Source organism: Cognatishimia coralii (assembly GCF_037478305.1).
Lineage (GTDB): Bacteria > Pseudomonadota > Alphaproteobacteria > Rhodobacterales > Rhodobacteraceae > Cognatishimia > Cognatishimia coralii.
The window spans coordinates 802828-827558 of sequence record NZ_JBBGAZ010000001.1 but is presented as its reverse complement, the minus strand read 5'-3'; the positions used below and the strand labels follow the sequence as shown (position 1 = coordinate 827558).

The window sequence follows — 24731 nt, the reverse complement described above, 5'->3', positions numbered from 1 at the left end:
GCTGGCAAGGGCAGATAAATGGCAGCGCAGGCAAAGACTGTTTCCGACCTTGGCCTGACGGCCCTGCAGGGAAAAAACCCCGAAATCACCGGATTGGCCGTGGACAGCCGCGATGTCAAAGACGGCTATTTGTTCGCAGCACTTCCCGGTACGCAGGTGCATGGCGCGACGTTTATTCAGTTTGCTCTGCGCATGGGGGCGGCTGCTGTGATGACCGACGCCGAAGGCGCGCGGATTGCGGAGGCGGAACTTGCGACCTCGGACGCGGCTTTGATCATTTGCGAAGACCCAAGGCAGGCTCTGGCCTATACGGCTGCGCTCTGGTTTGAGCACCAGCCGCCGGTGATGGCGGCAGTGACGGGCACGAATGGCAAAACCTCGGTCTCGACGTTCTTGCGGATGATCTGGCAGGCGATGGGGTTGCCTGCTGTGAACCTCGGCACAACTGGGGTGGAGGGCGACTTTGAAGCGCCTTTGATGCACACAACACCCGAGCCGATCACTTTGCATCGCACCCTGGCGGCAGCCCATGCCGAAGGGATTGACTATGCCGCGATGGAAGCCAGTTCGCATGGGCTGGCTCAAAGGCGTCTGGACGGCGTTCAACTGACCGCCGCAGGCTTCACGAATTTCACGCAGGATCATCTGGATTACCACGCGACCTTTGATGAATACTTCGACGCCAAAGCCGCACTCTTTGACCGTGTGCTGCCAGAGGATGGCGTCGCGGTCATCAACACGGATGACATGCGCGGGCCGGATATGGCCGCGATTGCGCGGGGTCGCGGGCAGGCGGTGATTACTGTTGGGCGCGAGGGCGCGGACCTGTGTTTGCTGAGCCAACGTTTGGACAATGCAGGGCAAGACATCCGCTTTTCGTTCCGCGATGAGACCTACCAAGTACGTCTGAACCTGATTGGCGGCTTTCAGGCTGACAACGTGCTTTTGGCCTCGGGCCTCGCGATTGGCTGCGGGGCCGATCCGATGCGGGTGTTTGAGGTTCTGCATACTCTTACCACTGTGCGTGGTCGTATGCAGTTGGCTGCGACCCGTCGCAATGGCGCGCCTGTGTTTGTGGATTATTCTCATACGCCGGATGCCGTCGAAACCGCGCTCAAAGCCATGCGCCCGCATGTGATGGGCAAGCTCGTGGTGATCGTGGGCGCTGGCGGGGATCGCGATCCCATCAAGCGACCATTAATGGGCAAAGCCGCGCAAGAGAACGCCGATGTTGTCTTTGTGACTGACGACAACCCGCGGAGCGAAGATCCAGGGACGATACGAGCCGCCGTTCTTGAAGGCGCGCCCGAGGCGATCGAAGTCGGTGACCGCGCCGAAGCGATCCTGCGCGGGGTGGATGCGTTGGGGCCGGGCGATGCGTTGCTGATCGCGGGTAAGGGGCATGAGACGGGGCAAATTGTTGGCGACGATGTCTTGCCGTTTGACGATGTGGAACAGGCGAGCGTCGCTGTGATGGCTTTGGACGGAGATCTGGCATGACATTGTGGACCGCATCTGGGGCCGCCAAAGCAACCGGTGGTAAAGCGCAGGGCGACTGGACTGTTCGTGGCGTTTCTATCGATACGCGGACGATTGAGGTGGGCGACCTCTTCGTGGCCCTCAAGGCTGCGCGAGACGGCCATGACTTCGTCGCTCAAGCCTTGGAGAAAGGGGCTGGCGCGGCGCTGGTCAGCCGTATCCCCGAAGGCGTGCCAGCCGATGCGCCGCTTTTGCTCGTTGAGGATGTGCTCAAAGGGCTTGAGGATCTGGGTCGAGCCTCCCGCGCGCGCATGGTCGGCAAAGTCGTTGCGGTGACGGGCTCGGTGGGCAAGACCTCGACCAAGGAAATGCTGCGCACAGTGCTTGGCGGGCAGGGGCGTGTGCATGCCTCGGTTGCGAGCTACAACAACCACTGGGGTGTGCCCCTGACATTGGCGCGCATGCCGCAAGACACGGAATTTGCTGTAATCGAGATCGGTATGAACCACCCAGGCGAAATCGCGCCTTTGGCTGCGATGGCCCGCCCGCATGTGGCGGTGGTCACGACGGTCGCACCCGCGCATCTTGAGGCGTTTGAGAATGTGGAAGGGATCGCGCGCGAGAAGGCCTCGATCTTTACGGGTCTCGAAGAAAACGGCACCGCGATCTTTAACGCAGACCTCACGGTCTCGCCCATTCTACAAGACATTGCCGCGCAGAATGCCAAGACGCTTGTGGGTTTCGGCGAGAGCGATGCGACTTTCCGCCTGACAGAGGTCAACGTCACGGACAACGCCACTGTCGGCACCGGCACGGCCCATGGACAGCCCTTGCTCTATAAAGTTGCCGTGCCCGGTCGCCACTATGCCATGAACGGCCTCGCCGTTCTCGCGGTAGCGGACGCGCTGGCGCTTGATCCCGCCATCGCGATCACTGATCTCGGCCGCTGGGAACCCGGCGCAGGACGCGGTTTGCGCGATATTATCCAGCTGGACCCGGCGGACAATCGCCGCATGATCGAGTTGATTGATGACGCATATAATGCCAATCCGGCCTCGGTCCGGGCCTCACTAGAAGTCTTGTCTGTTGCGGAATTGTCTGGCGAAACCGCAGGTCAATCCGCGCGCCGGATTGCGTATCTCGGCGATATGAAAGAGCTGGGCCCGCGCGAAAAAGATCTGCACCGCGAGATCGCAGATCTGGTCTCGGTGGAAAAAATCGACCGAATTCATTGCATTGGCCCTCTGATGAAAGAGCTCTACGATGCTCTGCCCGTTGAAAAACGTGGCCGCTGGACGGAAACCAGCGAAGAGATGGCCAAGGGCGTCGCCCGCGATCTGCATGCCGGGGATATTGTGGCGGCAAAAGGCTCACTCAGTATGGGTGTTGCGCGCGTGGTTGACGCTATTCGTAAATTGGGCCATCCCGCCATGAAATTAAGCAAAGGGACCACATAATGCTCTATTGGTTGACGCTTTTGTCAGATGGTGGCGATGTTTTTAACCTGTTTCGCTACATCACCTTCCGCGCTGGCGGGGCCTTTCTGACCGCGTTGCTCTTTGGGTTTATCTTTGGCCGTCCGTTGATCAACGTGCTGCGCAGACGGCAGGGCAAAGGACAGCCGATCCGCGATGATGGTCCGGAAAGCCACTTTTCCAAGGCTGGTACGCCGACAATGGGCGGTTTGCTGATCGTGGGGGCTCTAGTGACTTCGACGCTTCTGTGGGCGCGGCTTGATAATGGGTTTGTCTGGCTCGTTCTTTTTGTGACTTTGGCTTATGGGTTGATTGGTTTTGCGGATGATTACGCCAAGGTCAGCAAGCAGAACACTAAGGGTGTTTCTAGCCGGATCCGCCTGTTGTTGGGGCTCTTGATTGCGGCAATCGCTGGCTATTGGGCATCGACTCTGCATCCGGAAAATCTGCAATACCAACTTGCTCTGCCGATCTTCAAAGACGTTCTGCTGAACCTAGGTTACGTCTTTGTACCGTTTTCTGTGATCGTTATCGTAGGCTCTGCGAACTCGGTGAACCTGACCGATGGTCTGGACGGTCTGGCGATCATGCCTGTTATGATCGCAGGTGGCACATTGGGCATTATCGCTTATGCAGTGGGCCGCGTCGACTTTACCGAATATCTGGACGTGCACTACGTGCCCGGCACTGGTGAGATCTTGATTTTTACCGCAGCCCTCATCGGCGGAGGCCTTGGGTTCCTCTGGTATAACGCCCCTCCCGCAGCGGTCTTTATGGGCGACACGGGGTCTTTGGCTTTGGGTGGCGCATTGGGCGCGATTGCGGTGTCAACGAAACACGAGCTGGTGCTGGCGATTGTGGGCGGGCTTTTCGTGGTCGAGGCGCTCTCGGTTATTATTCAGGTCGTCTACTTCAAAGCCACGGGTAAACGCGTGTTTCTGATGGCGCCGATCCATCACCATTACGAGAAAAAGGGCTGGGCTGAGCCGCAGATTGTGATCCGGTTTTGGATCATTTCCCTGATCCTCGCGATGATCGGTCTGGCAACGCTGAAGGTTCGGTGACCAGGCCCGTGTCCGCGCCCGTCAAAGACACCCGCGCCATGATTTCAGGCATGGCGCCTGTGTTGGATGACGCGCTCTATCATTTTTGTGTGCTGCCAGACGGCTTTGAGGCGTTGAAATCTCAGGCTTTGGCCAGCTTCGTTGAAGACGAGGGCTTTTCGGTGATCTTGACCGATCAGGTTGCTAAAGACGCGGGATTGGCGAGCGACCTTCCCATGCGGCGCATCACGCTGACGGTGCATTCTGCCTTGGATGGGGTGGGGCTGACCGCGGCCGTCGCGAGCGCCTTGGCCGACGCGGGCATTGCCTGCAACATGGTTGCGGCCTATCACCATGATCATGCTTTTGTGCCCGCCACTGACGCGGATCGCGCTTTGGCAATTTTACAGGCGCTCGCGGGCGCAGAGTGAGGGGACGCACCGATGATACCTGTTGTCGGATATAAGGGCCATCAGATCGCCGTTCTCGGCCTTGGCCGTTCTGGTCTTGCGACGGCCCGCGCGCTGCGCGAGGGAGGAGCGATTCCGATCTGTTGGGACGACAACCCAGCCGCGCGCGCGGCGGCGGAGGATGAAGGCTTTGCAATCAAGGAACTCGCGAAGCAGGGCGCGTTTGAGGGTATCACCAGCCTGATTGTCTCGCCTGGTATTCCGCATCTTTATCCGACGCCAAATCCTGTTGTGAAGGCTGCTCTGGCCGCAGGTGTAGCCGTGGACAATGATATTGGCCTGTTTTTCCGCAGCTTCGCGACAAGGGATTGGGATAAGTTCGACACGCTGCCCAAAGTCGTCGCGGTGACCGGATCCAACGGCAAGTCCACCACTTCGGCCTTAATCCATCACGTTCTGGAGGCCGCCAACCGCCCCTGTCAGCTCGCAGGCAATATCGGGCGCGGTGTTCTGGATATTGATCCAGCGATTGATGGCGAGGTCGTGGTGCTGGAGCTGTCGAGCTATCAGACCGATCTCGCACGATCTCTGACGCCGGATATTGCAGTTTTCACGAACCTGTCTCCAGATCATCTGGATCGCCATGCTGGCATGGGCGGCTATTTCGCGGCCAAGCGGCGGCTCTTTGCCGAAGGCGGGCCGGACCGCGCTGTGATTGGGATTGACGAGGATGAGGGGCTGTATCTGGCCAATCAGCTCTCTGAAGGCCTGGCGGACGACCGCGTGATCCGCATGTCGGTTGACCAGAAACTGACTGGGCCGGGCTGGCAGGTCTTTGCCAAGAAGGGCTTCTTGTCTGAGTATCGCAAGGGCAAGCAGGTCGGCTCGATTGATCTGCGGTCTGTGAAAGGCCTGCCCGGTGTGCACAATCATCAGAACGCCTGTGCGGCCTATGCGGTCTGTCGCGCGCTTGGGCTTGCGCCGCGGGTGATAGAGCAGGCATTTCATAGCTTCGCAGGTCTGCCGCATCGCTCGCAGATTATCGCTGAGGCGGGTGGTGTGACCTATGTGAATGACAGTAAGGCCACTAATGTGGATGCGGCGGCAAAGGCGCTTGGGGCCTTCAAAAAGATCCGCTGGATCTGTGGTGGGTTGCAGAAGGATGGTGGGCTTGAGGCGGTGCAGGCGGCCACGGGTGAGGTCGTGAAGGCCTATGTGATTGGGCGTGAGGCTGCGACTTTTGCGATGCAATTGGGCGGGGTTGAGGCCGAGGTTTGCACGGATATGGAGACGGCGGTCGCTAAGGCGGTGGCCGAGGCGCAAGAAGGCGAGACGGTTTTGCTGGCGCCTGCTGCGGCGAGCTTTGATCAATACGACAGTTTCGAGAAACGTGGCGATCACTTTGCAGAGCTTGTGAAAGCCCAGCTGTCATAGGGTGTGGCCCGCGTGGGATGCCTCCGGCGGGGATATTTTTGGCAAGAGAAAAAGCCTAGCTGGCCGCGATTGCGGTGCCGGCCGCAAAGCCCGAGCTCCAGGCCCATTGGAAGTTGAATCCTCCAAGCCAACCCGTCACGTCGACGGCTTCGCCGATGGCGTAGAGGCCGGGGACGGATTTGGCTTCCATGGTTTTTGACGACAGCGCGTCGGTGTCGATGCCACCAAGCGTGACTTCAGCAGTGCGATAGCCTTCGGTGCCGCTGGGGGTGAGGTGCCAGGTGTGGACGGCGTCCGTGAGGGCGCGCAGTTTGGCGTCAGATTGATCAGCGATATTGCCGCTGAGTGCGAGGTCTTTGGCGAGGAAATCAACGAGTTTCGCGGGGATAAATTGCGCCAGAATAGTCGAGAGGTTTTTGCGCCCATCCTCGGTGCGTTTGGCACGCAGGGCCTCGTAAAGACCGCCTTGCGGATAGAGGTCAAAGGCAACCTTCTGGCCTTCGCGCCAGTAAGAGCTGATCTGCAGAACAGAGGGGCCGGATAGGCCTCGGTGCGTGAAGAGCAGCGCTTCGTCAAATGAGGTGGATGGGAGCGATGCCTGCACGGGAAGAGCGACGCCGGAAAGGGCTTTGAACCGCCCGTCCGAGAATGTGAAAGGCACGAGGCCCGCGCGTGTTTCGGTGACGTTCAGGCCAAATTGACGCGCCAGGTCATAGGCGAGACCGGTTGCGCCCATTTTGGGGATGGATTTGCCTCCGGTGGCTAGAACCAGATTTTGAGCCGTGACGGTGATTGTTGTGCCGTCTTTGTCGAGTGAAACCTCAAAGACACCGTCGCTGCGCGTGACCGACAGGATCGACGTCTTCAGCCACAGGTCCGCGCCTGCGTTGCGCAGCTCAGACAGCAACATTTGGATGATGTCTTTCGAGGATTCATCGCAAAACAGCTGGCCCAGAGTTTTCTCGTGATAGGCGATGCCGTGGCGCGCGACGAGGTCGATGAAATCCCATTGGGTATACCGGCTGAGCGCGCTTTTGCAGAAATGCGGATTGCCGCTCAGGAAATTTTCGGGCCCTGCGTACATATTGGTGAAATTGCAGCGTCCGCCCCCCGAGATGCGAATTTTCTCGCCCGGGGCCTTTGCGTGATCGACCACCAGAGTGTCACCCCCCGCATGGGCTGCGCACATCATTCCGGCGGCTCCGGCACCAAGGATCAGAGTTTTGACTTGCATGAGACGCCCATGCCTGAGCCGAGAGGCGAAGGTCAAGCGATAAGCAATTTGTTAACCAATTTGCTCGATTTTTTGGCGTCACAAAACGGCAAATAAACCGTCATCTAGATCATACAAATCTGCAACGAATTCGTTGCCTGCCGCGCGCTAGGGAAGGGCCCTCATTATCCAGCAAACGACAAGGATTTCCCAATGCGTGAGCACGACATCGACGAGCTTTCCTTTGATGACTATGACGAACTGCGCGACCCGCGCCCAGAGGACAACGGTTTTGATGCCGTAGTCGACGCGGCGATGTCTCGCCGCGGGTTTCTGGGCGGTGTTGTGGCCTTTGGATCTGGCGCGGCCGTTATGGGCACGACTTTCCTGGCCTCTGAGGCGCAGGCAGCCAACCGTTTTGGCTTTAACCCGATCCCAACATCCACCGCGAACACCATCACTCTGCCTGAGGGCTATGAGTGGGAGGTTTTGGTCAAATGGGGTCAGCCTTTGTGGTCTGGCACACCTGACGTGGACCAAGCGACCGGTGGCACTGCGGAAACCCAAGCGCGTGCGTTTGGTGACAACACCGACGGTATGGCGATCTTTGCCAAGGGCGACAAACAGATACTCGCGGTGAACAACGAGTATATTCAAAACAAAGTTCTGCTGAACAACCGCGAAGATGGCAAGGCGATCAATGCCGATGACGTTCAGAAAATGAAGAACGCCCATGGTATTTCGATCCTCGAAATCGAAGAGGGCGCGAATGGCTGGGACGTGGTTCTGGACTCTGAGTTCAACCGTCGCATCACCATCGACACGCCGATGGAACTGACCGGTCCGGCTGCTGGCCATGATCTGCTGAAAACTGATGCGGACCCAATGGCGAAGACTGTTCTGGGCACCTGGAACAACTGCGGCAATGGCGAGACCCCTTGGGGCACCTACCTGACCTGCGAAGAGAACTTTAACGGCTATTTCGGCTCGGCCGATGCTGAGCAAGAGCTGCCAGCAGAGTTCAAGCGCTATGGTATCAAAACCAAGTCCCGCTACGGGTTTGAGAAGTTTGATGACCGTTTCGACCTGAGCAAAAACATCAACGAACCAAACCGTCACGGCTATATCGTCGAGATTGACGCGACGGATCCGACCTCGACGCCAAAGAAACGCACTGCTCTGGGTCGTTTCAAGCACGAGAACGCAGAAACCGTTCTGGCCGCAGATGGTCGCGTGGTTGTCTATATGGGCGACGATGAGCGCGGCGAGTTCCTTTATAAGTTCGTCTCCAAGGACGCTTATGTCGAAGGCGGCAGCACCGAGGGTCTGCTGAGCGACGGTCAGCTTTATGTGGCGAAATTCAACGACGATCTGAGCGGTGAATGGATTGCTCTGACCCCAGAAGCGACCGGCATGACCGCCGAGGAGATCTGCATTCACACCCGTGTGGCAGGCTCCAAAGTGGGTGCGACCACGATGGACCGCCCAGAGTGGGTGGCTGTGAACCCTCTGAAAGTCGAAGCCTATTGCGCGCTGACCAACAACAAGAACCGTGGTCTGAAAACCAACGCAGGTGGGGATGAAACCCCTGTGGGCGGTCCAAACCCGCGTGAGGCCAATAAGTTCGGTCAGATCGTGCGCTGGCGTCCTGTAAATGGCGATCACACTGATACCAAGTTCACATGGGATCTCTATGTGATGGCGGGCAACCCGACTATATTTGATGACGACCGCGCAGGCTCTGCGAACGTCAACACGGGCAATATGTTCAACAGCCCGGACGGTATGCAGTTTGACAGCAAAGGCCTGCTGTGGATCCAGACCGACGGCGATTATAAGAACGAAGGCGACTTTGCGGGGCAGGGCAACAACCAGATGCTGATCGGTGATCCTGCGACGGGTGAGATCGTGCGCTTTATGACCGGTCCGAACCGTTGTGAAGTGACGGGTCTGTGCTGGTCCCTGGATCGCCGGACGGCCTTTGTTGGTATCCAGCACCCGGCGGCTGACTTCCCAGACGGCCCAGGCACGTTGCCGCGCTCTTGCGTGGTTGCCGTGAAGCGCACCGACGGTGGCGTCATCGGCTAAGGCCTTTTTCTAATAGAAAAAGAAAGCCCCGCTTTGGCGGGGCTTTTGTCATAGATCGCCCATGTGGGTGTGTTTGAAGCCTTTGATGGACTTCAACCCATAGCCTAGTGCGCGGTCAAAGCCGGTGTGTGCCAGCATCAAGGCTCCGATGGCTGTCATCAAAACATTGGCCGTCAAAAGACCTGCGAAGATCAAGACCGCTCCGAGCGCATAGACGTGGACGAGGTTATAGGCGAAGGCTCCGACCTTGGGGCCCGCTGCATAGGCGGCGAAGGACAGATCCGGCGCGAAGAAGATTAGGACCGCCGCCCAGATCGGCAGGCCGCTGTCGAGGTTGGCGAAATATACCACGGAGACGACGAAGACCAAGAGGCCTTCGAGCCTTTGCCATAGGATTGTATCTGTCATCGCGTCCCCCCTTGATCTGCATAAAATATGGACAGGGGGCAGGTGTGTTTCAATCCCTAGTCAAATGTCTCGCCATAGGCCTGGGTCAAGGCACCCTCAAGCGAGGAACCGTCAGAATAGAGGTCCAGATCTGCGCCGCGTGCGGCCTCGGTATGGCTGCGCGGGCAGGGTTCTGGCGTGCCGAGCGTTGTGTGGATTGGAATGATCTCTGCGTGGATGGGCAGGGCGTAGTCTTCCTCGTCGTCTTTGACGGTGCCTGTCCGAACCTTGGCCGCCGCGCTTTCGATGTCCATGTAGATAAATGACGTTGCCTTAAGTTCCTGATCCGTGACTTTGCGTAATCCTTCTGTCCGACCGGGGAAGAGCCGATCCACCATGGCAATTTGCGCTGCGTATTTTTCATCGGGATCGTCGAGCAGGCGCGCGGTGCCAAAGGCCATGACCGTCCGGTAGTTCGCAGAATGATGGAAACCAGACCGAGCAATCACCAGCCCGTCAAAATGGGTCACCGTCACGCATGCCTTCACGCCCTGACGGATGGTTTTGATCATCCGGCTTGCCGCACTTCCGTGCCAGTAAAGCCGAGAGCCCTCGCGCCAGAACATGGTCGGCGTGGCATAGGGTTGGTCGTCAATCACATAGGCAACATGGCATAGCGCGGCGGCATCCAGAATGGCGTGGACGCTCGCGTGATCATAGGCCGCGCGCTCATGGGCGCGTTTGATGCGATTGGTCGGGGTGATGGGATAGCTTGGCTGATCAGTCATGAGGGGCTCCGGTTGGTTTTGGCCCCTAGCTACCTGAAATCGGTTTTCGGAAAAGTTCCAATTTTGTGCAAACTGTCCATACCAATATGGACGTCACCACAGCGCGATTTTGCCAAGAGGACTGTGCCGCCATACTTCCCTTAAAGCCCAACTCGTGGTACACTTCGCCTCAGATCCGGAGAACCGGGCGCAAACAGGCAAATCGGCAGGTCTTTGATGACAGAAATGGTCTACGGCGGAGTCCCAGTTCGGGACGTGGAGCCGATTCTTCCGAAATGGTGGCGGACAGTTGATAAAATCACCCTGACATGTGTCTTGGGGTTGATGGGGATCGGCATGTTATTGGGGTTGGCGGCAAGCCCGCCTTTGGCCGAGAAAAACGGCTTTCCCTATTTCCACTACGTTTTGCGCCAAGGAATTTTCGTGGGTGGGGCGATGGTCACAATGATCATCGTCTCGATGCTATCCCCACGCGAGATCCGGCGGTTGGCCGTTTTGGGCTTCTTGATGGCCTTTGTGGCGCTGTTGTTGTTGCCGGTATTTGGGACCGATTACGGCAAAGGCGCCGTGCGCTGGTATTCGCTGGGCTTTGCGGCCCTGCAGCCCTCTGAATTCCTGAAACCAGTTTACGTGGTCGTGATGGCTTGGCTTTTTGCCGCGAGCCAAGAGATCAACGGACCTCCAGGCAAAAGCTGGTCGATCTTTTTGACACTGATCATTGTGGGCGCGCTGGTGATGCAGCCCGACTTTGGGCAGGCCTGCCTGATCCTGTTCGGTTGGGGCGTCATGTACTTCGTCGCCGGAGCCCCGATGACCCTGCTGGTCGCCATGGCGGGCTTTGTCTGTATTGGCGGATTCATCGCCTACAACGCCTCTGAACACTTCGCGCGCCGGATTGATGGGTTTCTGACCGCAGATGTCGATCCAACCACACAGCTGGGCTACGCCACAAACGCGATCCGCGAGGGTGGGTTTTTCGGCGTCGGGGTGGGCGAGGGGCAGGTGAAATGGTCTCTGCCTGATGCGCATACTGATTTCATTATTGCCGTGGCTGCCGAGGAATACGGCCTCGTGCTGGTCCTTTGCATCATCGCGCTTTATGCCACCATCGTAGCGCGCTCTCTGCTGCGCCTGATGCGGGAACGTGATCCGTTTATCCGTCTTGCGGGTACGGGTTTGGTCGCGATGTTTGGTATCCAGGCAATGATCAATCTGGGGGTCGCTGTCAGATTGTTGCCCGCCAAAGGCATGACTTTGCCGTTTGTCAGCTATGGCGGCTCTTCTCTTATTGCAGGTGGCATCGCAGTCGGTATGTTGCTGGCGCTGACCCGGAGCCGGGCTCAGGGTGAATTTGGCGATATACTTCGAGGCCACATTAGATGACAAAACAACCGCTGCTCTTGATGGCAGCAGGAGGCACCGGGGGCCATATGTTCCCGGCGCAAGCTTTAGCCGAAGCCATGTTGGCGCAGGGGTGGCGCGTGAAGCTGTCTACAGACGCACGTGGCGCGCGCTATACCGGAGCCTTTCCCGAAGGCGTGGAGATCGAACAGGTCTCTTCCGCCACCTTTGCGCGGGGTGGGGTTGTGGCCAAGCTTGCCGCGCCATTTCGCATTTTAGGCGGTGTGCTGAGTGCGGTGGTCAAGCTGCGTCGCGATCGGCCTGATGTGGTTGTGGGCTTTGGGGGCTATCCGACCATTCCAGCCATGGGCGCTGCGGTGTTGTTGAAACTGCCCCGGATGATTCACGAGCAAAACGGTGTTTTGGGGCGTGTGAACAAGGCTTTCGCCAAGCGCGTCAGCATGATTGCCTGCGGTACTTGGCCAACAACTTTGCCCGAGGGGATTACCGGCATTCACACCGGCAACCCTGTGCGCCAAACTGTTCTGGACCGCGCGGGCGCCGGCTATATCCCACCCGGAGACTACCCGATGTCGATCCTCGTCATTGGCGGCAGCCAGGGCGCGCGGATCCTTTCGGAGGTCGTGCCACCTGCGATTGCGATGCTGCCCGATGAGATCAAATCTCACCTGCGCGTCAGCCATCAGGCGCGGGGCGAGGATCACGCGAATGTCTCTGCCTTTTATGCAGAACAGGGCATCACCGCCGATGTGCAGGAATTTTTCACCGACATCCCCGAGCGCATGAGCGAAGCGCAACTGGTGATTTCGCGGGCAGGGGCCTCTTCTGTCGCTGATATCTCCGTCATCGGTCGGCCGTCGATCCTGATCCCTCTGGCGATTGCGACAGGCGATCACCAAAGCGCCAATGCGCGTGGGCTCGAGGAAGCGGATGGGGCGGTTGTGATCCCTGAGACCGCCTTTAATGTAGAAACCCTGACGGCCCAGATCGCCGCGATCCTAAGCGACGCGGATGCGGCTGTTGAAATGAGTGCAGGGGCGCTTGCGATGGGCATGCCGGACGCGACGGCGAATTTGGTCGCGATGGTTCGGGATCTGGCCCAAGAGGACGTTTGATATGAATGCAGCAACCAAACTCCCCGGAGACGTTGGCCCGATCCATTTTGTCGGCATCGGCGGCATTGGCATGTCGGGCATTGCCGAGGTTTTGTTGAACCATGGCTATGTAGTGCAGGGCTCGGACCTGAAAGACAGCAAGATCACGCAGCGGTTGGCTGAGATGGGCGCGACGATCTTTATCGGGCAAAAGGCCGAGAACCTTGAGGCCGCTGAAGTTGTTGTGATTTCCTCTGCGATCAAGCCCGGGAATGCAGAGCTGGATGAAGCACGCCGGCAGGGCTTGCCAGTCGTGCGCCGCGCGGAAATGCTGGCCGAGTTGATGCGGCTGAAGTCCAACATCGCCGTTGCTGGGACGCACGGCAAAACCACGACCACCACGATGGTCGCCGCTTTGCTCGATCACGGGAAATACGACCCGACGGTGATCAATGGCGGGATCATCCACGCCTATGGCTCCAATGCGCGAGTTGGCGATGGCGAATGGATGGTGGTTGAAGCCGATGAGTCCGACGGCACTTTCAACCGCCTCCCGGCGACCATTGCGATTGTCACCAATATCGACCCCGAGCATATGGAGCATTGGGGCGATTTCGATACGTTGCGTGCAGGCTTCAACGAGTTCGTGTCGAACATCCCCTTCTACGGTCTTGCGGTCTGCTGCACCGATCATAACGAAGTGCAGGCTTTGGTCGGAAAGATCACAGACCGCCGCGTTGTGACCTATGGGTTCAATTCGCAAGCGGATGTGCGAGCCACCAAGCCGACCTATAAGGCAGGTGTGGCGCATTTCGACATTCACCTGCAAAACGAAGGGCTTGTCATCGAGGGCTGTACTCTACCAATGCCTGGAGATCACAATGTTTCCAATGCCTTAAGTGCCGTTGCTGTGGCGCGTCATCTGGGCATGAAGCTGGATGAGATCCGCGAAGCTCTGGCAAAATTCGGAGGCGTCAACCGTCGCTTTACCAAAGTGGGCGAAGTTGATGGCATCACGATCATCGACGACTACGGCCACCATCCGGTGGAAATCGCCGCCGTGCTGAAGGCCGCGCGTCAGGCCAGCGAAGGCCGCGTGATCGCCGTGCATCAGCCGCACCGCTATACCCGTCTGCACAGCCTCTTTGAGGATTTCTGCACCTGTTTTAACGAGGCTGACGTCGTTGCCATCGCCGAAGTCTTTGCCGCGGGCGAAGATCTGATCGAAGGCGCCACGCGCGACGATCTGGTCGACGGCCTGATTGCACACGGCCACCGTCATGCCCGCGCGATTGTCAGCGAAGACGATCTGGTGCGCCTCGTAAAAGAACAGGCGCAGCCGGGCGATATGGTGGTCTGTCTTGGCGCTGGTACCATCAGCGCCTGGGCCAATGCGCTTCCAAAACGATTGGCAGACTAACATGAGCCTCAGCGTCATCGCAGCCCTTATCTGGATGGTCGTGGTCAACATGCGCGCCATGTTTCCCAGCCGCGATAAGCACTGGCGCTTTGCCTATGTCATGATCGCAATCGCTGTGCCGATTTTGATTGGCATTTTCCTGCAGCATGGCATCCTTTTGGCTTGTGTTTTCCTGCTGGCCGGCATGTGGATCATGCGCTGGCCGGTGATCTATTTGGGCCGCTGGGTAAAGAGGGTTGTCGGGCATGGTGCCAGCTGAAATTCTGCTGCTGATCGGAGGCACGTTGATGATCCTTTTGGGGATCACGGGCTTCGTTCTGACACAGCGGGATTCCTGGCGGATCATCCTTTTGATCTCGACTCTTCTGGGCGGTCTGAACATCGGTGTCTTCATCTGGGCCGAACTGCTTGAAGGCTGGGACAGCTTCCGTCTTTTCCTGTTTTGGTTAACCGCCTGTTTACCTCCGCTTGTCGGTCTTGGCCTTGGGGCCTTGCTCGGCTATGCGGTGAACTGGCGAATTGAGCGGATCAAACCGAGGGGGTCAGGGCGATGAGTGGCTTGCCAGAAGTGCGTGGAAAAATCACCGAAAACCGCCTTTTGGCGGATCTGACATGGCTGCGGGTCGGTGGGCCTGCGGACTATCTTTTTCAACCACAGGATGTATCTGATTTGCAGGACTTTCTGCGTGATCTGGATCCGTCGGTTGCGGTTTTTCCGATGGGTGTGGGCAGCAATCTGATCATTCGCGATGGTGGTCTTCGGGCCGTCGTAATCCGTATGGGGCGCGGGTTTAATCAGATAGAGGTTGAGGGTAATCGCGTGACAGCAGGCGTTGCTGCGCTGGATGCCCATGTGGCGCGCAAAGCGGCAGAGCAAGGTGTGGATCTGACCTTCCTGCGCACTATTCCGGGCGCTATCGGTGGTGCGGTTTGCATGAACGCCGGCTGCTATGGTTCTTATATTGCTGATGTTTTTGTCTCGGCCAAAGCTGTGACCCGGGGCGGAGAACTTGTGACGCTCACCGCCGATGACTTGAACTTTCAATACCGCCAATCCGACCTGCCAGGGGGCTGGGTTCTGGTGGAAGCCACCTTCGAAGGCCCCAGCGGCGACCCTGAGGAGCTGAGCGCCCGCATGCAGTCGCAACTGGAAAAACGTGACGCCACGCAGCCGACCAAAGATCGCAGCGCAGGCAGTACGTTCCGCAATCCAGCAGGCTTTTCCAGCACGGGGCGCGCGGATGACGTGCACGACCTAAAGGCGTGGAAAGTGATTGATGATGCGGGCATGCGCGGGGCCAGGGTGGGTGGCGCTCAGATGAGCGAGAAACACAGCAACTTTATGATCAATACCGGCGACGCGACGGCGGCGGATCTCGAAAATCTTGGCGAAGAAGTGCGAAAAAAGGTTTTCGAAAACAGCGGAATAGAGCTACAATGGGAAATTAAGCGAATTGGCGAGTATGACTGATTTGCAATCAATGATCCGGGCATAAGATCTGGACATAAAATATCAGTCGGTGCCGGAGAACCGGGCTGGCGCGTACATGAGACCCTAAGAGGCGGCGGAGATCGCCTTAAAAAGGGCAATAAACAAGGGCCGAAAAAGGCTCGGAAAATTGAGGCTGTTAACGTGGGTAGTTCGAGCAGAACACCCCAAAAGGTAGCGGTAGTGATGGGTGGCCCCTCGGCCGAACGCGAGGTGTCTCTGTCGACGGGTAAAGAATGTGCCGCTGCGTTGAGGGAAGCAGGTTTTGAGGTTGTCGAGGTCGTAGCGGACCGCGACTTGGCTCAGGACTTGATGAAAATAAAGCCGGATGTTGTCTTTAACGCCTTGCATGGTCGCTGGGGCGAGGATGGCTGTGTGCAGGGTCTGCTGGAATGGATGCAGATCCCCTATACTCATTCCGGCGTCATGAGTTCCGCTATTGCGATGGACAAGGAAAAGTCCAAAGAGGCCTACCGCGCCGCTGGTCTTCCTGTGGCTGCAAGCCTCTTGGCGCAGCGCGACGAGATTGAAACCCGCCATATGATGGAGCCACCCTATGTGGTGAAGCCTTATAATGAGGGCTCTTCTGTCGGTGTTTATATTGTTCAAGAAGCCGCCAACGGCCCGCCGACACTCGCGCCGGATATGCCGGATGAGTTGATGGTTGAGGACTATGTGGACGGGCGCGAGCTGACCTGCACTGTCATGGGTGACCGCGCTTTGACGGTCACGGATATCATCACCGACAGCTGGTATGACTATCACGCGAAATACGCAGAAGGGGGCTCTCGTCATGAGGTGCCTGCCAAAGTGCCTTCTGAAATTTTTGACGCCTGTATGGAGATGTCTCTGAAAGCCCATCAGGTTCTGGGCTGTCGTGGTATTTCCCGCACCGATTTCCGCTGGGATGAAAACAAAGGCCTCGCAGGGCTCATTCTGCTTGAGACTAACACGCAGCCCGGCATGACCCCAACAAGCCTTAGCCCAGAACAGGCGCAGGCCGTCGGTATTTCTTTTCCAGAGTTGTGTAAGTGGTTGGTGGAGGATGCATCATGCAACAGATAACTGCGTCGCGTCCCAGCTATTATCGTCCGGCTCCTAAACCGCAGCCGCGCGCGGCCAAGGCAGACCCCGCACCGTCGCGGTTCTGGTATCGCTACGAGAGGATGATGCTCACGCCGCTGTTTCGCTTTGCTCTGCGCGTTGTTGCGCCCTTTATTTTGGCGGTCTTGGCGGTCAATGCCTATTTCGCGGATCAAGAGCGCTCGGATAACTTCTTCCTTATGTTGCAAGATCTGCGCACCAGTTTTGTGGAACGGCCCGAGTTCATGGTGGGCGCGATGACCATCGATGGTGCAGGGCCAATCCTTGCTGGCGACATTCGCGAGGTTTTGCACACAGACTTCCCGATCAGCAGCTTTGATATCGATGTGGTCGCGATGCGAGAGACGCTTTTGGGGCTGTCCCCGGTCAAAGCGGCTCAGATCAAGATCGATGGCAATGTGCTGCAGATCGCGATTGAGGAACGGACGCCGGTTCTTTTGTGGCGCACGCAGGATGGCTTGCAGCTTGTGGATGCCGAAGGGTTCGTGGTTTCTGCTGCAAAGGGGCGTTTGGCGCATGGCGATCTGCCCTTGATGGCGGGCGTTGGCGCGGATGTGCATGCCAAAGAAGCACTACAATTGCTGAAAGTTGCAGCGCCTTTGGGCGATCGGGTGCGCGGCTTGGCCTGGGTCGGGGATCGGCGCTGGGACATCGTGCTGGATCGCGATCAACGCATCATGCTGCCGGAAAACGGAGCCGTCGGGGCGCTAGAGCGCATCGTGGCAATGGCGCAGGTGCAGGACTTATTGGAAAGAGACGTGTCGGTGGTCGATCTGCGGATCGGCAATAGGCCGACGTTGAGGGTTGCGGAGAATTCTGTCGAGAACTGGTGGGATGTGCGCAAAACGAGCTTGGGGGTAAAAGAATAATGGGCGACCTCTATCAATCACAACGCGCGATGCGCGCCATGCGAAAAGCCGCGATGCAACGCGGTGTTGTTGCGATTTTGGACGTTGGATCGTCAAAAATCGCCTGTCTGGTTTTGCGGTTTGATGGCGTGGATCAAGTTGGCGACATGGACGGTATCGGGCCGCTGGCCGGGCAAAGCGGGTTTCGGGTGATCGGCGCGGCGTCGACCCGGTCTCGAGGCGTGCGCTTTGGCGAGATCTCGGCGATGCAGGAAACGGAGCGTGCGATCCGCACGGCGGTGCAAGCGGCCCAAAAGATGGCGCAGATCCGTGTGGATCATGTGATTGCCTGTTTCTCCGGCGCGTCGCCGCGTTCTTACGGTCTGGATGGCCGTGTTGAGGTGATGGCGCAGGAAGTTACTGAACATGACGTCGCGCATGTTCTTTCGAGATGCGAAACACCCGACATCGGGGCAGGGCGCGAGGTTCTGCATGCCCATCCGGTGAACTTTGCGCTGGATCATCGCAGTGGTCTTGGCGATCCGCGCGGGCAGGTGGGTCAGAACCTCAGCTGTGATATGCATATGCTGACTGTCGATGCCTCGGTCGTCGCAAACCTCGCCCATTGTGTGAAGCGCTGCGATCTGGAACTCGCGGGCATTGCGAATTCGGCCTATGTGTCTGGTCTGGCGGCCCTCGTGGAAGACGAGCAAGAACTGGGTGCGGCCTGTATCGACCTTGGCGGCGGCTCAACCAGCATTTCGATCTTTATGAAGAAACACATGATCTATGCCGATGCGGTGCGCATGGGCGGGGATCACGTGACCAGCGATATCTCGATGGGGCTTCAGGTGCCCGCCGCGACGGCTGAACGGATCAAAACCTTCTACGGCGGCGTTCAGGCCACCGGCATGGATGACCGCGAGATGATCGAGATCAATGGCGAGACGGGCGATTGGGAACATGACCGCCGTCAGGTCAGCCGCGCGGAACTGATTGGGATCATCCGTCCCCGCGTCGAAGAGATCCTAGAAGAAGCCCGCAAACGTCTCGATGCCGCCGGGTTCGAACATTTGCCAAGCCAGAAAATCGTTCTGACCGGCGGCGCGAGCCAGATGCCGGGGCTTGATGGGCTGGCAAGCCGTATCCTCGGGCAGCAAGTGCGTCTGGGTCGTCCGATCCGCGTGCACGGGCTGCCACAGGCGACTACAGGGCCGGGGTTCAGCTCTTCGGTCGGTATGTGCCTCTTTGCGACCCGCCCACAAGATGAATGCTGGGATTTCGACCTTCCGGTTGAACATCACGGCGTCAAAAGTTTCCGCCGCGCCGTTCGGTGGTTTAAAGCGAATTGGTAGGCCCGTCATGAATAGTCTACCCCATCAGAAGGACTGACCGTCGACAGCAAGGATAGATTCGGCTAAGGTGAGTCTCATAACGGCGCAAAACGCGCTACTGGCAGGCAGAGCAGCTTCGCCAAACCTGTGAATCACCAGACGCTGACTGCCCTTTCGGGGCCGTCCAATCCCTCTTTTTGTGTCCTAACCCCCAGATTCCCACTGTATTTTGCATTTTAGGCGAAATCACGCGGGTCTAAGTCGTATTTTGGCCATATTTTGTGGCTGATACCGCTTTTGGGCGTGACGTAGCGCGTTGTGAACGCTATGACTATTAGAGAGTAGATGAAAAACACCCGTAAATTCGGGGCAAGACAGGCGGACATTCTGATGGCATTGAATCTGACCTTCCAGGAGCAGGAAGACCTCAAACCACGTATCACCGTGTTCGGTGTTGGCGGGGCAGGCGGCAACGCGGTCAACAATATGATCGCCAAAGAGCTTGAGGGTGTCGATTTCGTCGTCGCGAACACAGACGCACAGGCGCTGCAACAGAATGACGCGAAGGCGCGGGTTCAGCTGGGTGTCAAAGCGACTGAGGGCCTAGGTGCCGGGGCACGACCAACCGTGGGTGCAGCCGCAGCAGAAGAGAGCATCGAACAGATCGTGGATCACCTGGCTGGCTCTCACATGTGTTTCATCACCGCGGGCATGGGCGGCGGCACCGGTACCGGCGCGGCTCCAATTATTGCACAAGCGGCCCGCGAGCTGGGTGTTCTGACCGTTGGGGTTGTCACCAAGCCATTCCAATTCGAAGGCGCCAAGCGCATGCGTCAGGCAGAAGCCGGTGTTGAGGCGCTTCAGAAGGTCGTCGACACTCTGATCATCATTCCAAACCAGAACCTGTTCCGTCTGGCGAATGAGAAAACTACCTTCACCGAAGCCTTCTCGATGGCCGATGACGTTCTTTATCAGGGCGTCAAAGGCGTGACCGACCTGATGGTGCGTCCGGGCCTTATCAACCTCGACTTTGCAGACGTTCGTGCCGTGATGGACGAGATGGGAAAAGCCATGATGGGCACCGGCGAAGCTACCGGCGAAGATCGCGCGATCCAGGCGGCGGAAAAAGCCATTGCCAACCCACTGCTGGACGAAATCAGCCTGCGTGGCGCGCGTGGTGTGCTGATCAACATCACCGGCGGCGAAGATCTTACCCTGTTTGAACTGGACGAAGCAGCCAACCGCATCCGCGAAGAAGTTGATCCAGAAGCAAATATCATCGTCGGCTCCACCATGGACACGTCCTTGGATGGTGGCATGCGCGTCTCCGTCGTCGCGACCGGGATCGACGCGAGCGAAGTCATCATGGACACCCCAGTGGCGCGCCGCAAACTGTCCGAGCCTCTGAAACAAGCGGAACCAGAGCCCGCACCAGCGCCAGTTGCTGCGGCTCCAGTAGCCGCGCAAGAAGAGCCTGCACTGTTCAGCGAGTTTGATGCAGAACAAGCGGCCTCTGAGGACCAGATGGAAGATTTGTTCGAAGAGCAGACTCCAGCCGTAACCGACGATCTGCCCCCTCCGGCTTACCAGCCGCAGGTCGCGCAGTTCCAGCCGCAGGCAGAATATGTGGACGATGAGCCAGAAGCCTTTGTCGCGCCAAAAGCGCCAGCACCGGGCACGCCGTCCCCTGAAGCTCTCGCACGCCTGCGCACCGCGGTTTCAAAAGTGCCTTCCGCACCACAGGAACGTGAGAAAATCGTTGCAGTCGAGCCAGCGCCTCAGCCAGAAGAGCGCAAGTTCGGTATCAACTCTTTGATCGGTCGCATGACTGGTCATTCCAAGGACGCCGCCGCTCAGGCCGCGCGCCAAGAGCCGCAAATGCAGCCAGCACCAATGGAAGAAGAAGAGCAGGATCGTATCGAAATTCCAGCCTTCCTGCGGCGTCAAGCCAACTAAAGATTACAGTTTGTAACAAAGTAGGGCCGCCTTGTTAGGCGGCTTTATTTGTTTTAAATTAAATGCTTATGCATGTCTTGGCGAAAATATGCCGATCTGCGCATGTCATGTTTCGACCCGTCGCAATCTTTGAATTGTTTCACCGGTCCGCGCCCTTTAGAGCTGTCCCTACGGTTGGGGAGCCGTAAAACTGGGGACTGCCTGTGCAAAATACTTTGCGTTCTACAATTCGTTTCACCGGGGTCGGGCTACATTCTGGTAAGCCTGTGCGTATGGTGATTGAACCCGCCTCTGCCGACTATGGTATCTGGTTTCGCCGCGTTGACGTGCTGGACGGGGATCCGATGATCGCGGCGCGTTGGGACAATGTGGAACAATCTCCTCTCTGCACCCTAATCAAGAATTCTTCTGGCGTTTCTGTTTCGACCATCGAGCATATCATGGCGGCCCTTGCAGGCTGCGGCGTGCATAATGCTCTGATCGAAATTGATGGGCCTGAAGTTCCGATCATGGATGGCTCAAGCGCGCCATTTGTGAAAACCATCCTGTCCCGCGGACTGCAAGAGCAGACCTCTCCGATCCGCGCGATCAAAGTTGAAAAGCCGATCCGTGTAGACGTGGGCGATGCTTGGGCGGAACTGACCCCAGCGGACAATCTGGAAATAGACTTCCACATTGAATTCGAAGACGCAGCCATCGGCGTTCAGCAACACACGCTGAATATGGCGAATGGCACCTTTGTGCGTGAGTTGTGCGACAGCCGCACCTTCTGCCGCCGCTCTGACGTGATTGCGATGCAATCCAATGGTTTGGCCCTCGGTGGTGTTCCGGGTGAAAACGCGATTGTCTTTGACGGCTCTAAGATCGAAGCAGGCAGCCTGCGTCGCGATGATGAGCCTGTACGCCACAAGATGCTGGACGCTCTGGGCGATCTTTACACAGCCGGCGCGCCGATCCTTGGGGCCTATAAAGGCCATCGCGCGGGGCACGCGCTAACCAACGCTTTGCTGCGCAAGCTGTTCGCGGATCCTATGGCCTATAGCTTTGTCGAATGCTCTGAAAACACTTGCGCAAAACTGCCGGGTATGGGCGTGCGTCTCTCTGAGGTACCCGCGGTCGCGTGACTTTGATGTGGCAAGGGCAAATGCCCCGTCGCCAAAGTCTTTTTTCCTCGCTACATTCTATGCTAAACGCTTGGGACGCATTATGTCTTAAGCGATGCTCAAGAAGGTAAACAGAATGGCAGTCTCTATGTCACGCAAACTGGGATCAGTTCTTTTGGCCTCGACACTTTTGCTGTCGGCCTGTGGTGACCGAGGTGCAGGCCTCTTTGCCCCGGATCCAGAGCTTGAGAATTTCACCGCCCGCCAGATCTATGAGCGCGGCGAATATGAAATCGAAAACCGCGCGCCGGATGATGCGGCGTTCTATTTCTCGGAAGTGGAGCGGCTTTATCCTTATTCCGACTACGCCAAGCGCGCGTTGATCATGCAGGCCTATGCTTATCATCTTGATAAAGATTACGAAAACAGCCGCAGCGCGGCGCAACGGTTCATCGATTTCTACCCAGTGGATGACGATGCGGCCTATGCGCAGTACCTCTTGGCGCTCAGCTATTATGATCAGATCGACGAAGTTGGCCGCGACCAGGGCCTCACGTTCCAAGCGTTGCAAGCCCTGCGCGCTGTGATCGAAACCTATCCAGACAGCGAATATGCGCGGTCTTCTGTGCTGAAGTTCGAGTTGGCCTTTGATCATCTCGCGGCCAAAGAAATGGAAATCGGACGCTATTACCTTAAGCGCGACAACTACGCGGCCTCGATCAACCGGTTCCGCGTTGTGGTTGAGGACTTTGAGACCACGACTCACACGCCAGAAGCGCTGCATCGACTGGTCGAGGCATACCTGTCGCTGGGTCTGACCGAAGAAGCACAGACCGCGGGTGCCATTCTGGGGCATAACTTCCGCTCGACCGAATGGTATGAAGACAGCTATCGACTGTTGACGGGCCAGGGGCTAGAACCCAAAGCACGGGGCAACGGTTGGCTGGCGAGCATTTATCGTCAGACGGTCAAGGGCAAGTGGCTGTAACCGGCGCCGGAACGTAATTCGGGTGGGCTGATGCTTCGGGCGCTGGAAATTCGGGACATGTTGATCATCGACCGGTTGGAGTTGGATCTTCAACCGGGGTTGAATGTGCTGACCGGTGAAACGGGCGCGGGCAAGTCGATCCTTTTGGATTCCTTGGGATTTGTGCTGGGCTGGCGCGGCCGCGCGGAATTGGTGCGGGCAGGGGCAGAGCGCGGCGAGGTCGTCGCGGAATTCGATCTGCCGAGCGGCCATCCCGCCCATGTGATCCTCGAAGAGGCCGGTCTGCCCGGTGGCGACACATTGATGTTGCGCAGGGTGAACACGCAGGACGGGCGCAAGACGGCGTGGGTCAATGATCGGCGTTGTTCTGGCGAAGTGCTGCGCCAGCTCTCGGATCATCTGGTAGAACTGCATGGTCAGCACGACGATCGCGGTTTGTTGGACCCAAAGGGCCACCGCGCTTTGCTGGATCAATTCGCCGATGTTGGCGATCTGAAGGCCGACGTGCGCGCCAAGTGGCAAGCTGCTCAAAAGGCTCAGAAAACTCTGGTGCAGGCTCAGACTGCGCTGGCAGAGATGAAGTCCGAGGAAGAGTTCCTACGCCATGCGGTCGCAGAGCTGGATCAGTTGGATCCTCAACCCGGCGAAGACGCCGACCTAGACGCGCGTCGTCGTCTGATGCAAGTCGCGGAACGCGTGCGCGAAGACGTGACCAAGGCGTTTCATGCGCTTGGTTCAGACGGGGCCGAAGGGGCGATGGGCGACGCCAGCCGTTGGCTCGAGGGCGCTGTAGCTGAGGTGGGTGAGCCCTTGGAGGAACCTCTGGCAGCGCTTGCGCGGGCCATGGGAGAGCTCGGCGAGGCGGTCAATGGCGTTGAGCGCTGTCTGGATCAACTGAGCTTTGACCCGCATGAGTTAGAGCAGATCGAAGAGCGTCTTTTCGCGATCCGCGCATTGGCTCGCAAACATGGCGTGACGGCTGATGAACTCGGGGCATTCGCCAACGACATGCGTGCCAAGATGGAGGCGCTGGACGCAGGCGAAGGCAATATTGCGGCGCTGGAAGCGGCGGCGAAGGCCGCACGGGATGCCTTTGATAAGGCAGCAGAAAAACTAAGCGTCGCGCGCAAGACTGCCGCGAAATCTCTGGATGCGGCTGTCATGGCAGAACTCGCGCCGCTCAAAATGGAACGCGCGGTTTTCACCACAGAGATCTCGGCCGACACGGCAGGCCCGGAAGGCATCGACGCTGTGTCCTTCCAAGTCGCCACGAACCCCGGCGCGCCCTCGGGGCCGTTGGCGAAGATCGCCTCCGGTGGCGAGCTCAGCCGTTTCCTCTTAGCGCTTAAAGTCTGCCTCAGCGGCGATGACAGCCAGATCACCATGATCTTTGACGAGATTGACCGAGGCGTCGGCGGCGCAACCGCGGATGCGGTGGGGCGTCGTCTGTCGTCCTTGGCGAAAGGCGGGCAGATCCTCGTGGTCACGCACTCACCGCAGGTGGCCGCTCTTGGGGCGCATCACTGGCGTGTCGAGAAGCGCGTCGAAGGGGATGTGACCCTCTCAACGGTCGTGCCCCTGGGCGAACAAGAGCGCGTCGACGAAATCGCACGGATGGTCTCTGGCGACGTGGTCACCGATCCCGCGCGCGAGGCGGCCAAGGCGCTTTTGGCGGGCGTTGCCTGATTGCTGACCTTTTGCGCACGCTTCAGACTA

General features: G+C 58.1%; 22 protein-coding genes. 19 read left to right on the top strand and 3 right to left on the bottom strand.

Features of this window, described 5'->3' with window-relative positions:
- Positions 1-18: 18 nt before the first annotated feature.
- The 5 genes from WG622_RS04195 to murD are packed head-to-tail and all read left to right on the top strand — an operon-like array spanning position 19 to position 5841.
- Positions 19-1500, top strand: coding sequence for a UDP-N-acetylmuramoyl-L-alanyl-D-glutamate--2,6-diaminopimelate ligase (locus tag WG622_RS04195; protein WP_339402426.1), 1482 nt, complete (start codon positions 19-21; stop codon positions 1498-1500).
- On the top strand, positions 1497-2936 hold the full coding sequence (locus WG622_RS04190) for a UDP-N-acetylmuramoyl-tripeptide--D-alanyl-D-alanine ligase (protein ID WP_339402425.1): 1440 nt from the start codon (positions 1497-1499) through the stop codon (positions 2934-2936). Before WG622_RS04195 ends, WG622_RS04190 begins: the two co-directional genes overlap by 4 nt.
- Positions 2936-4018: a phospho-N-acetylmuramoyl-pentapeptide-transferase gene (gene mraY / locus WG622_RS04185; protein ID WP_209356627.1), complete on the top strand. Its 1083-nt coding sequence runs from the start codon at positions 2936-2938 to the stop codon at positions 4016-4018. The genes WG622_RS04190 and mraY overlap by 1 nt, the downstream gene beginning before the upstream one ends.
- 8 nt (positions 4019-4026) lie before the next feature.
- On the top strand, positions 4027-4428 hold the full coding sequence (locus WG622_RS04180) for an ACT domain-containing protein (protein WP_339402424.1): 402 nt from the start codon (positions 4027-4029) through the stop codon (positions 4426-4428).
- Between the two features lie 12 nt (positions 4429-4440).
- A complete protein-coding gene (gene murD, locus WG622_RS04175) occupies positions 4441-5841 on the top strand; it encodes a UDP-N-acetylmuramoyl-L-alanine--D-glutamate ligase (protein WP_339402423.1) in 1401 nt (466 codons plus the stop codon).
- A 55-nt stretch (positions 5842-5896) separates the two neighbouring features.
- On the opposite strand, the gene WG622_RS04170 is transcribed toward murD, so the two are convergent.
- Positions 5897-7075, bottom strand: coding sequence for a BaiN/RdsA family NAD(P)/FAD-dependent oxidoreductase (locus tag WG622_RS04170; protein WP_339402422.1), 1179 nt, complete (start codon positions 7073-7075; stop codon positions 5897-5899).
- 192 nt (positions 7076-7267) lie between these two features.
- Here WG622_RS04170 and WG622_RS04165 point away from each other — a divergent pair, with 192 nt between their 5' ends.
- Complete coding sequence (locus WG622_RS04165) at positions 7268-9142, top strand: PhoX family protein (protein WP_339402421.1); 1875 nt, start codon at positions 7268-7270, stop codon at positions 9140-9142.
- A 48-nt stretch (positions 9143-9190) separates the two neighbouring features.
- On the opposite strand, the gene WG622_RS04160 is transcribed toward WG622_RS04165, so the two are convergent.
- Both WG622_RS04160 and WG622_RS04155 read right to left on the bottom strand, forming a co-directional pair.
- Entirely contained in the window at positions 9191-9550 is a 360-nt protein-coding gene (locus tag WG622_RS04160) for a DUF4260 domain-containing protein (protein WP_339402420.1), read from the bottom strand.
- A gap of 56 nt (positions 9551-9606) precedes the next feature.
- Positions 9607-10317 carry a pyridoxamine 5'-phosphate oxidase family protein gene (locus WG622_RS04155; protein WP_339402419.1) on the bottom strand — a complete coding sequence of 237 codons (711 nt, stop codon included), beginning with the start codon at positions 10315-10317 and terminating at the stop codon, positions 9607-9609.
- Between the two features lie 216 nt (positions 10318-10533).
- Between WG622_RS04155 and WG622_RS04150 the strand changes: the two genes are divergently transcribed.
- From WG622_RS04150 to recN, 13 genes are all read left to right on the top strand, one after another.
- Positions 10534-11700, top strand: a complete 1167-nt coding sequence (locus tag WG622_RS04150) for a peptidoglycan glycosyltransferase FtsW (protein ID WP_339402418.1) — start codon at positions 10534-10536, stop codon at positions 11698-11700.
- Positions 11697-12794, top strand: a complete 1098-nt coding sequence (locus tag WG622_RS04145) for a UDP-N-acetylglucosamine--N-acetylmuramyl-(pentapeptide) pyrophosphoryl-undecaprenol N-acetylglucosamine transferase (RefSeq protein ID WP_339402417.1) — start codon at positions 11697-11699, stop codon at positions 12792-12794. The genes WG622_RS04150 and WG622_RS04145 overlap by 4 nt, the downstream gene beginning before the upstream one ends.
- 1 nt (position 12795) lies before the next feature.
- Entirely contained in the window at positions 12796-14193 is a 1398-nt protein-coding gene (murC, locus tag WG622_RS04140; RefSeq protein ID WP_339402416.1) for a UDP-N-acetylmuramate--L-alanine ligase, read from the top strand.
- A gap of 1 nt (position 14194) precedes the next feature.
- The gene (locus WG622_RS04135; protein WP_209356617.1) at positions 14195-14452 is read left to right on the top strand and encodes a DUF2484 family protein; all 258 of its coding nucleotides are present in this window, start codon (positions 14195-14197) and stop codon (positions 14450-14452) included.
- A complete protein-coding gene (locus tag WG622_RS04130; RefSeq protein ID WP_339402415.1) occupies positions 14439-14747 on the top strand; it encodes a hypothetical protein in 309 nt (102 codons plus the stop codon). Before WG622_RS04135 ends, WG622_RS04130 begins: the two co-directional genes overlap by 14 nt.
- Entirely contained in the window at positions 14744-15664 is a 921-nt protein-coding gene (gene murB / locus WG622_RS04125) for a UDP-N-acetylmuramate dehydrogenase (protein WP_339402414.1), read from the top strand. The genes WG622_RS04130 and murB overlap by 4 nt, the downstream gene beginning before the upstream one ends.
- A gap of 162 nt (positions 15665-15826) precedes the next feature.
- Complete coding sequence (locus WG622_RS04120; RefSeq protein ID WP_339402413.1) at positions 15827-16747, top strand: D-alanine--D-alanine ligase; 921 nt, start codon at positions 15827-15829, stop codon at positions 16745-16747.
- Entirely contained in the window at positions 16735-17655 is a 921-nt protein-coding gene (locus tag WG622_RS04115) for a cell division protein FtsQ/DivIB (RefSeq protein WP_339402412.1), read from the top strand. The genes WG622_RS04120 and WG622_RS04115 overlap by 13 nt, the downstream gene beginning before the upstream one ends.
- A complete protein-coding gene (ftsA, locus tag WG622_RS04110; protein WP_209356612.1) occupies positions 17655-18989 on the top strand; it encodes a cell division protein FtsA in 1335 nt (444 codons plus the stop codon). Before WG622_RS04115 ends, ftsA begins: the two co-directional genes overlap by 1 nt.
- A gap of 369 nt (positions 18990-19358) precedes the next feature.
- Positions 19359-20924 (top strand): cell division protein FtsZ, encoded by a 1566-nt coding sequence (gene ftsZ / locus WG622_RS04105; RefSeq protein WP_339402692.1) that lies wholly within the window; start codon positions 19359-19361, stop codon positions 20922-20924.
- A 203-nt stretch (positions 20925-21127) separates the two neighbouring features.
- Complete coding sequence (lpxC, locus tag WG622_RS04100) at positions 21128-22048, top strand: UDP-3-O-acyl-N-acetylglucosamine deacetylase (protein WP_339402411.1); 921 nt, start codon at positions 21128-21130, stop codon at positions 22046-22048.
- A 115-nt stretch (positions 22049-22163) separates the two neighbouring features.
- Positions 22164-23015 (top strand): outer membrane protein assembly factor BamD, encoded by an 852-nt coding sequence (locus WG622_RS04095; RefSeq protein ID WP_339402410.1) that lies wholly within the window; start codon positions 22164-22166, stop codon positions 23013-23015.
- Between the two features lie 30 nt (positions 23016-23045).
- Positions 23046-24701 (top strand): DNA repair protein RecN, encoded by a 1656-nt coding sequence (recN, locus tag WG622_RS04090; protein ID WP_339402409.1) that lies wholly within the window; start codon positions 23046-23048, stop codon positions 24699-24701.
- The last annotated feature ends 30 nt before the right edge of the window (positions 24702-24731 follow it).